Source organism: Mesorhizobium sp. M1088 (assembly GCF_040318575.1).
In the GTDB taxonomy this organism is placed as follows: Bacteria; Pseudomonadota; Alphaproteobacteria; order Rhizobiales; family Rhizobiaceae; genus Mesorhizobium.
In genome coordinates, this window is record NZ_JAMYMO010000040.1 from 47,636 (window position 1) to 56,923 (window position 9,288).

General features: G+C 64.9%; 9 protein-coding genes. 4 read left to right on the forward strand and 5 right to left on the reverse strand.

Annotated elements, in window-relative coordinates:
* The first annotated feature begins 182 nt into the window (after nucleotides 1-182).
* Together NKH49_RS28925 and carB are read left to right on the forward strand one after the other, a co-directional pair.
* Complete coding sequence (locus tag NKH49_RS28925) at nucleotides 183-1,073, forward strand: SH3 domain-containing protein (RefSeq protein ID WP_352928965.1); 891 nt, start codon at nucleotides 183-185, stop codon at nucleotides 1,071-1,073.
* A gap of 208 nt (nucleotides 1,074-1,281) precedes the next feature.
* Nucleotides 1,282-4,785 carry a carbamoyl-phosphate synthase large subunit gene (gene carB, locus NKH49_RS28930; protein WP_352475086.1) on the forward strand — a complete coding sequence of 1,168 codons (3,504 nt, stop codon included), beginning with the start codon at nucleotides 1,282-1,284 and terminating at the stop codon, nucleotides 4,783-4,785.
* Between the two features lie 312 nt (nucleotides 4,786-5,097).
* Here carB and NKH49_RS28935 read toward each other — a convergent pair whose 3' ends face one another.
* From NKH49_RS28935 to NKH49_RS28950, 4 genes are all read right to left on the reverse strand, one after another.
* On the reverse strand, nucleotides 5,098-5,562 hold the full coding sequence (locus NKH49_RS28935; RefSeq protein ID WP_352475085.1) for a DUF6644 family protein: 465 nt from the start codon (nucleotides 5,560-5,562) through the stop codon (nucleotides 5,098-5,100).
* The gene (locus tag NKH49_RS28940; protein ID WP_352475083.1) at nucleotides 5,563-5,943 is read right to left on the reverse strand and encodes a DUF6152 family protein; all 381 of its coding nucleotides are present in this window, start codon (nucleotides 5,941-5,943) and stop codon (nucleotides 5,563-5,565) included.
* Between the two features lie 288 nt (nucleotides 5,944-6,231).
* Nucleotides 6,232-6,720, reverse strand: coding sequence for a GNAT family N-acetyltransferase (locus tag NKH49_RS28945; RefSeq protein WP_352928967.1), 489 nt, complete (start codon nucleotides 6,718-6,720; stop codon nucleotides 6,232-6,234).
* Nucleotides 6,713-7,534 (reverse strand): transglycosylase SLT domain-containing protein, encoded by an 822-nt coding sequence (locus NKH49_RS28950; protein WP_352928969.1) that lies wholly within the window; start codon nucleotides 7,532-7,534, stop codon nucleotides 6,713-6,715. The genes NKH49_RS28945 and NKH49_RS28950 overlap by 8 nt, the downstream gene beginning before the upstream one ends.
* Before the next feature lie 162 nt (nucleotides 7,535-7,696).
* Between NKH49_RS28950 and NKH49_RS28955 the strand changes: the two genes are divergently transcribed.
* Nucleotides 7,697-8,266 (forward strand): methylated-DNA--[protein]-cysteine S-methyltransferase, encoded by a 570-nt coding sequence (locus NKH49_RS28955; RefSeq protein ID WP_352928971.1) that lies wholly within the window; start codon nucleotides 7,697-7,699, stop codon nucleotides 8,264-8,266.
* 53 nt (nucleotides 8,267-8,319) lie between these two features.
* Here NKH49_RS28955 and NKH49_RS28960 read toward each other — a convergent pair whose 3' ends face one another.
* A complete protein-coding gene (locus tag NKH49_RS28960; protein ID WP_352623128.1) occupies nucleotides 8,320-8,646 on the reverse strand; it encodes a hypothetical protein in 327 nt (108 codons plus the stop codon).
* A gap of 295 nt (nucleotides 8,647-8,941) precedes the next feature.
* Here NKH49_RS28960 and NKH49_RS28965 point away from each other — a divergent pair, with 295 nt between their 5' ends.
* The gene (locus NKH49_RS28965) at nucleotides 8,942-9,154 is read left to right on the forward strand and encodes a cold-shock protein (RefSeq protein WP_023678332.1); all 213 of its coding nucleotides are present in this window, start codon (nucleotides 8,942-8,944) and stop codon (nucleotides 9,152-9,154) included.
* Nucleotides 9,155-9,288: the final 134 nt, after the last annotated feature.

Here is a 9,288-nt window from a genome sequence, read left to right on the forward strand (position 1 = left end):
TGGCCTGGTCGCGATTCAACACGCGGCACCTTTTCGGGCTTACACAGCGCCGTCTCGTCGCCTATAAAAGCCGGCTGGCGTGCGATGGCGCTTTCGTGCCTGGCCGCGCCTTCGGCAATTGAACCTACCGCCCATGGCAGATGATTAGGCGCACAGTAACACTCCCGACGACGCTGCTTGCGGTGATTGCCGCTCCGCTGATCCTGGCGGAGTTGCCGGCCAACGGCCAGGAGCCGGAGCCCATCGTCTCGATTGTGACGGGTCTCGCTCCGGATGACCTCCTGAACGTGCGCGCCACGGCGTCGGCCATGGGCAAGATCGAGGCGCGGCTGCCGAGTGGTTCGAGCGTGAAAAATCTCGGCTGCGGCGACGTCAGCGGCTACAAATGGTGCAAGGTTGAAGACATTGATGACCCGAAGATGAGCGGATGGGCGCCCGCACGCTACCTCGACCCTATCAATCCCCGGCAAGTGACACCGCAGGTGGCGGCCAGTGCGGAGAACCCTGCGCCTCAGCCGCTGCCCGACCTGACAACGCGCCTCGGCGCGACCGCTCCCGAAACGCCGCTGAATTCCCCTGACGCGATCGGCAGGGTGGCGATCGAGGATGCTTACCGCCTGGCCCTGGCCGGTGGAAACCCCACGACTGGACAGGTTGATGGATCGCCGCCCGCGGCAGTGGGTCCCGTCCAGAATTTCGGCGCGGCCAACGCGGCGCCCCCGGCCGACGCACAGACCGTTGCGCGGCTTCAGCCGCCGGGGACACCGGTACCCGGTGCCGGCAACGCCATCCCCTGTGCGCGCTATCTCGGCCAGCCGATGACCAGCTGCAAGGCAGGCGTGGTGCGCACCGGCGACAAGACCGACGTGACCGTGACCTGGCCCGATGGCGGCACGCGCATCATCAGCTTCAAGGCCGGCAAGCCGGCCGGTGCGGACGCACCCGGCGAATTCCGCTTCACCCGCGAAGGCAGCCTGAACATGATCCGCGTCGGCGTTTCCGAACGCTTCGAGATTACGGACCAGTTGGCGCTGGGGGATAGTGATAAGGGGAATAAGGCAGTAGGGCAGTAGGGCAGTATGTTTAAAGGGCGCTCGAACCTCTGCCCTACTGCCCTACTGCCCTACTGCCCTACTGCCCTACCCGCATTTTAGGGGCTTACATCCGGCAAAACTCTTCCCTATAAGGCCCTCCTAGCCTGATACCAGAATCGCGCGCGCAACCGGCCGGGTCATCCCGTCCGGCTTTTTGTGCAAGCCGCCCGCCGAACGGACCCTCGACATGCCAAGACGCACCGACATCAAGTCGATCCTGATCATCGGGGCCGGCCCCATCGTCATCGGCCAGGCCTGCGAATTCGACTATTCCGGCACCCAGGCCTGCAAGGCGCTGAAGGAAGAGGGTTTTCGCGTTATCCTGGTCAATTCCAATCCGGCCACCATCATGACCGATCCGGAACTGGCCGACGCCACGTACATCGAGCCGATCACGCCCGAAGTGGTGGCCAAGATCATCGCCAAGGAGCGGCCGGACGCGCTGCTGCCGACCATGGGCGGCCAGACCGCGCTCAACACCGCTTTGTCGCTGCGCCGCATGGGCGTGCTCGACCGCTATCAGGTCGAGATGATCGGCGCCGACGCCACCGCAATCGACAAGGCCGAGGACCGCGCTTTGTTTCGCGAGGCGATGAACAAGATCGGCCTGGAAACGCCGAAGTCGATGCTGGCCAACGCCACCGACGTCAAGAATGCCGACCGCAAGACGCACGAGGCCGAACGCGCCGAGTTGAAGGCCGAGAAGCCCGAAAATCTCGACGCCGCGCTCGACGCTCTGGAAACGCGCTGGAACCTCGGCGAAGGCGACCGCAAGCAGCGCTATATCAGCCATGCCATGGCGATTGCAGCACAAGCGCTCGACCATGTCGGCCTGCCCGCAATTATCCGCCCCTCCTTCACCATGGGCGGCACCGGCGGCGGCATCGCCTACAACCGCGCCGAATTCTTCGAGATCGTCCAGTCCGGCCTCGACGCCTCGCCGACCACCGAAGTGCTGATCGAGGAGAGCGTACTCGGCTGGAAGGAGTATGAGATGGAGGTTGTCCGCGACAAAGCCGACAACTGCATCATCGTCTGCTCGATCGAGAACATCGACCCGATGGGCGTGCATACGGGCGACTCGATCACCGTCGCCCCAGCGCTCACGCTGACCGACAAGGAATACCAGATGATGCGCAACGCCTCGATCGCGGTGCTGCGCGAGATCGGCGTCGAGACCGGCGGCTCCAACGTGCAGTTCGCCGTCAACCCGGCCGACGGCCGCCTGGTGGTGATCGAGATGAACCCGCGCGTCTCGCGCTCGTCGGCGCTGGCCTCCAAGGCGACCGGTTTTCCGATCGCCAAGATCGCCGCCAAGCTCGCCGTCGGCTACACGCTGGACGAGCTCGAGAACGACATCACCGGCGGAGCAACGCCGGCCTCGTTCGAGCCGAGCATCGACTATGTCGTGACAAAAATCCCGCGCTTTGCCTTCGAGAAGTTTCCCGGCGCCGAGCCAGTGCTGACCACCTCGATGAAGTCGGTCGGCGAGGTCATGGCCATCGGCCGCACCTTCCAGGAATCGCTGCAGAAGGCGCTGCGCGGGCTGGAGACCGGCCTGACCGGTCTGGACGAAATCGAGATCCCCGGCATCGGCCATGGGACGACAGCTGCCAGCCACGTCGACGACCGCAACGCCATCCGCGCCGCCTTGGGCACGCCGACGCCGGACCGGCTGCGCATGGTGGCGCAAGCGATCCGCATGGGCACTTCGCTCGAAGACGTGCACGCGATGTGCAAGATCGACCCGTGGTTCCTCGAACAGATAGCCGGCATTCTCGACATGGAAGCCCGCATCCGCGAGCACGGAATTCCCGAGGACGCCGCCAATCTGCGCATGCTGAAGGCGATGGGTTTTTCGGACGCCCGCCTCGCCTCCCTGGTCAGGAAGGATGTCGAAGAGATCCAGAAGATACGCGACAAGCTCGACGTTCATCCGGTTTACAAGCGCATCGACACCTGCGCCGCCGAATTCGCCTCGCCCACCGCCTACATGTATTCGACCTATGAGGTGCCGTTTGCCGGCGCGCTCGCCAACGAGGCGCAGGTCTCGTCGCGCAAGAAGGTCGTCATCCTCGGCGGCGGCCCCAACCGCATCGGCCAGGGCATCGAGTTCGACTATTGCTGCTGCCATGCCGCTTTTGCGCTGCGCGACGCCGGCTTCGAGGCGATCATGATCAACTGCAACCCCGAGACCGTGTCGACCGACTACGACACCTCGGACCGGCTCTATTTCGAGCCGCTGACGCCGGAGGACGTGCTGGAGATCCTGCGCGCCGAGCAGGCGTCGGGCGAACTGGTCGGCGTCATCGTCCAGTTCGGCGGCCAGACGCCGCTGAAGCTGGCGGATGCGCTGGAGAAGGCCGGCATCCCGATCCTCGGCACCTCGCCCGACATGATCGATCTGGCCGAGGACCGCGACCGCTTCCAGAAGCTGCTGCACAAGCTCGGCCTCAGCCAGCCGAAGAACGGCATTGCCTACTCGGTCGAGCAGGCCCGCCTCGTCGCCGGCGAGCTCGGCTTCCCGCTGGTGGTGCGCCCGTCGTACGTGCTCGGCGGCCGCGCCATGCAGATCATCCACGACGAGAGCATGCTGCAGTCCTATCTGCTCGACACCGTGCCCGGCCTGGTACCGGAGGACATCAAGCAGAAATACCCCAACGACAAGACCGGCCAGATCAACACGCTGCTCGGCAAGAACCCGCTTCTGTTCGATACCTATCTGTCGGGCGCCATCGAGGTCGATGTCGATTGTCTCTGCGACGGCAGGTCGACCTACGTCTCCGGCATATTGGAGCACATCGAGGAGGCCGGCATCCACTCGGGCGACTCGGCCTGCTCGCTGCCGGTGCACTCGCTGCCGTCGGAGCTCGTCGACGAACTCGAGCGCCAGACGGCAGCGCTGGCCCGTGCGCTCAATGTCGGCGGGCTGATGAACGTGCAGTACGCGATCAAGGACGGCACCGTCTATGTGCTGGAGGTCAACCCGCGCGCATCGCGCACCGTGCCCTTCGTCGCCAAGACCATTGGGCGGCCGATCGCAAAGATCGCCGCCCGCATCATGGCCGGCGAAAGCCTGGAAGACGCCTTCGCCCATTACGGCGCCATGCCCGACCCGCGCAACCCCGGCCACATCGCCGTCAAGGAAGCGGTATTTCCGTTCGCCCGCTTCCCCGGCGTCGACATATTGCTCGGCCCGGAAATGCGCTCGACCGGCGAGGTCATGGGCCTCGACCGCGACTTCGCGCTGGCCTTCGCCAAGAGCCAACTGGGGGCGGGTGTTGATCTCCCCCGCGCGGGCACGCTGTTTGTCTCGGTGCGCGACGAGGACAAGAAAGGCATCCTGCCGGCGGTGAAACGTCTCGCCGGCCAGGGTTTCAAAGTGCTCGCCACCTCAGGCACCGCCCGCTTCCTCGCCGAGAACGGCGTCGTCGCCGAAAAGATAAACAAGGTGCTGGAAGGCCGCCCGCACATCGAGGACGCCATCCGCAACCGCCAGGTCCAGATCGTCTTCAACACCACGGACGGCCAGAAAGCGGTGTCGGACTCCAAATCGCTGCGCCGGGCGACGCTGATGCAGAAAGTGCCGTATTACACGACGCTGTCGGGCGCGGCTGCGGTGGCCGAGGCGATCGCGGCGCTGAAGGCGGGGAGCCTGGAAGTGCGCCCCTTGCAGGAGTATTTTGCTTAGGCGATTAGCCAATCTCCCTCCTTGTGGGGGAGATGGCCGGCAGGCCAGAGGGGGCGCTGTCCCGGTTCCTGGACAGCTCATGTCGGCTCACTCAATCGGCTTCGAAGCAGGGATGAACCATACAAAAGCCTGACGCGGCCACAAGTCTCTAGCTGCTCGTACCAGTCCACCCTGCCCTCCAAGGTAAAATCCCTCAGGTTCTACAGGACCTCGCACGTTTCGATGGCGCGCGGGTCCTGGCCGGGTCCGCAACGCATAACTCGGAGCTCCCGAGATTAGTCGCCAAATCGGCCAACAGTGCCGCCGCCCGGCTTAGTTGAGAAACCCAATAAACCGTCCGGCGAAAAGCACGGACGTCCACAGCACCACCGAAAATACAGCCAGCACGGTTGCGGCCCCGCCGGCCGGCTCGTCGCCGCCTCTTGCGCGGCGCATGAAGACCAGGAAGTTGACGCCGGCGAGCAGGATGAGTCCCATCTTGGCAAGGAAAACCGGCATCGCCGCATACTCGCTCGGCCTGACTGAAAACAGCAGCGAGCCCGTGACAAGCGCGCCGGCGAACGCGGCCAATGCGGTGCGGCGCAGCAGCGCGATGAACGGCGCCTGCGGCAGCGAGCGGAAGGCGCCGAGGATCCTGAGATCCATGAGCCAGACGCTGGTCAGCAGCGCGCCGATCGACATGATGTGGAGCGCATTGACGATGGGGTAGGCGACGAAGGAGGCCTTCAGTCCCCGCACCAAAGCGAGTTGCTCGATGCCGGCGAAAAACCCGTCCATTCAGGCCGGCGGCACGCGGTCAGGATAGACGTCATAGGTCTTGCCGCCGACGATGACGCGGACCGCCTTCATGCGCTTTTCGGTCTCGTCGCGCGAGCGGTTGCCGATCGCGGTCACCTCGTCGCCGATCTTGGCGACCTCCTCGGTGAAGCCGGCGGCGATCGTGCGGGACGGCGTCGCCATCTCCACCCGCCAGGCCTCTCCCTTCGCGTCGACATCCAGCGTGGCGTGCGGGTTGCCGATATAGATGGCCGTGATCTTGCCTTTGAGTTCGAAAAACCCGTCCTGCGTCCACGACCAGCCGTGATGGGCGTAAGCTGCGGTGCCGGCGGCAAGCATCACCGCCGCCAGCATGACGCTTCGGTTGAAAGGTGACTGCATCGCTCGTCTCCTCGGTTCATTTCGATTGGAGGGTAGGTCACGGCGCGGCAGCGTCAAATCACATGAGGTGTGCGCTGCCCCTCATTGCCCTGCCGGGCATTTCTCCCCGTATAGCGACGGGGAGAAAGGTGCCTTCGCCAAGGATTTCGCCAATCTCCAGAGTTGAAGAAAGGGAGCTGAGTTTGCCGCCAGCCCCCTTCTCCCCGTCCTCTACGGGGAGAAGATGCCGGCAGGCAGATGAGGGGCGGCGCCGACTTCTACGGTCGAGCGCCCGCTTGCCCCGACCCCTCACGCCGCCCAATCGACCTCGACCGTCCCCAGCCGCTGATAGAGCCTGACCGCAGCCGCGTTCTCGACGGTATTGGTCTTGAGATCGACATGCGCAGCACCCCTTGCCTGAAACACCGCAAACGCGTGCCGCATCAGTGCCTCGGCAATGCCGTTGCCGCGCGCCTCGGGATGGACGGCAAGATCCTTGACGAAGCCTCTTGTCCAGCAGAGCGCGGCGCCCGCCAGCAGGCCCTTGCCGTCGATGACCAGGAAACACAAAGCTGGGTCGAATTCCGCATCGGCCGAAATGCGCGGCCACCATTCGTCGAACGGCCCGTCGGCGCCGTCGTCGAACACCGCGGTCAACAGCGCATGCAAAGCGAGTGCATCGGCGGCTTCGAAGCCGCGCATGAAAAAGCCTTCGGGCCAGCGCGGCGCCAGAAGCGTGTCGTCGAGGATCTTGCGCAGGCGGATGTCGTTTGGCGCCGGCGGGCGCGGCTCAGGCATCGGGTTGCATGCGGCGGCGCAGGCTATCGCTGCCGAGGCCGGTTTCGCCCAGCATCCCCTTGCGCTTGGCGTCGTAATAATAGCCGCTCTGGTAGAGCCGGTCGGCGCGCTTGGGATTGCCGCCTGAGACCAGCCAGGCGCCGCGCAGATATTTCACCGCATATTTCAAATTGGTCTCGGCATCGAACAGGCCGCTTGCAGGCCCGTCATAGCCCATGCCGCGCGCCGTCGCGTGCTTGATCTGCATCAGCCCCCAATGGCCGTGATTGTAGGCTTTCGGGTTGAACGTGCTCTCGCGGTTGACGACGCTGCGCACCAGATCGACCGGCACCTGGTAAAGCGCGGAATATTTCTCGATCAGCCGCTCGATCTCGCTGCGGCCGCCGGCGTTGGACTGACCCTCGGTGGGGTCGGTCGCGGCCAGAGCGGCCGGGTCCTGCGGCACCGTGTAGGAAACCGGCTGAACGCCGGGCATGGCCTCGGTCTGTTGGCTGACCGGCATGGCGACGGCTGGCGTCGCGGTAACAGGCAGGGCATTGGCGGTCATGACGGTGGGGGTAGTTGCCGCCAGCGGCGTCGGCCCGGCAAAGGCGGCGGCCGGCTCGATCGGCAGCGCAGCCGTCTGGGCGACGCCGGACGGCTCCGGCAAGACCGAAACCGTATCGGGCAGCGCCAACGTAAAGCCGGCATCGGTATTGGCCGTATTTTCGGTGAAGGCTGGCGTCGGGGTCACCGGCGAAGTCGAGGTGCAACCGCTGAGAGCGGCCACGGCCAACACCGCCGCAAGGACGGGAAAGAGGAATTTTGCTGGCAAGCGGTGCTCGGGTCCGGTTCGTCGGGTGTTAAGAAGTCCTTACACCAGCATCTTTCCCCGGGCAATCCGCGGTACCCGGCGGTTTTCGGGTGGCGAGCCGGGCCGCGAAATGCGATATTGTTCTGGATTTGTACTTCGAAGGATTCCGGAAAGGAGCACGCCATGGACGCCTCTCATGCCACCGCCGGCCACGCGGTCTTCGAAACCGTGCTCGGCTTCATGGGTATCGCCTGGAGCGAAGCCGGGCTGACCCGGCTCTGCCTGCCGCAGCGCAATCGCGACGCGGTCGAGCGCCGGCTGCTGCGCCATGCCGCCGCCGACCAAGCAGCGAAGCCCGAGCCGCAATGGGTTGCCGAGCTGATCGCGTCGATCAAGGCCTATGCCGCCGGCGAGGATATCGATTTCTCCGGCGTGCCGGTCGATCTCAGCGGCGTCGACGAGTTCCGCCTGGCGATCTATGACGCGGCGCGAAAACTCGCCTTCGGCGAAACCACCACCTATGGCGAACTGGCCAAGCGCGCCGGCCATGCCGGGCTGGCGCGCGAAACCGGTGCCGCACTCGGCGCCAACCCGGTGCCGCTGGTCATCCCTTGCCATCGCATCCTTGCCGCCGGCGGCAAGATCGGCGGATTTTCCGCGCCCGGCGGCTCGGCCACCAAGGAAAAGATGCTGGCCATGGAAGGCGTGCGCGTCGGCCCGCCGCCGCCGGCGCAGGTGTCGTTCGGGTTTTAGGTGTGCTGATATTCAGGTGATGCCGGTACCCCGGCGCACCCATCTCGACCAGCCTAATCCGGAAGCAGCCGCCGGCGGAAGCGCCGATCGAATTCCACCCGCTTGCATTTATAGACGGTGCACGAATTCGTATCGGCACTCGGCACGGAGGCCCGCGCCCTGACCTCGCCGATGTCGCAGAATTGCTGGCTGCGCACGTAGCGGTCATAGAGCGCCAGCCCCGGCACGCGCGCCGATCTGTAGCGCAGGATGACCGCGCCCTCGCGCGCGATCGTCGCCTGCACCTTGCCGCAGCTCATGCGGGTCGGGTCGTAGCGCGAGACCGCCTGCGCCTCGGCGGCCACCAGCGTCAGGCAAGCGGCAAGCAGAACGATTTTCATGTCCCTCTCCCCAAAACCCGTGCCCGAAGCTGTCGCGATCCTCCCGCGTCAGGCGCGCAGCGACGACGCTCTCACGCGATTGGGGCGGCCGTTGGGCAGCGTTGCCGTCGCGCCATTTTCCGCCCCGTCTTGTTTTTTGCGCGAAGGCATATTATATGCGGTCCATTGATATTTCGGCCGATCGATCCGGGCCTCGCGATCTTCGCGTTTGCTGACGTTCTATCTCCAAAATCTCGATACAAACCGGCTGGGTTTCGGCCCAGTCAAACTAAAGCAAACGTAAAGGACTATCGAAATGGCAACAGGTACGGTCAAGTGGTTTAATTCCACCAAGGGTTTCGGCTTCATTCAGCCTGACAGCGGCGGCGCGGACGTTTTCGTCCACATCTCCGCAGTCGAGCGTGCTGGACTGTCGACCTTGGTCGAAGGCCAGAAGATCAACTTCGAGATCGAGCAGGACCGCCGCACTGGCAAGTCGTCCGCTGGATCTCTGAGCAAGGCAGCCTGATTTTGCGAATGGCGCGCGCCCGGCGATAGCCCCGGGCGCGCGGCCAAGCACCGGAGTACTGGCGGTCGCGCGCCAAGCGCGCCCGCGCGAAAGACCCCCCCACCCCAAGCACCAGATTGCTGCCGGCCCCGCCA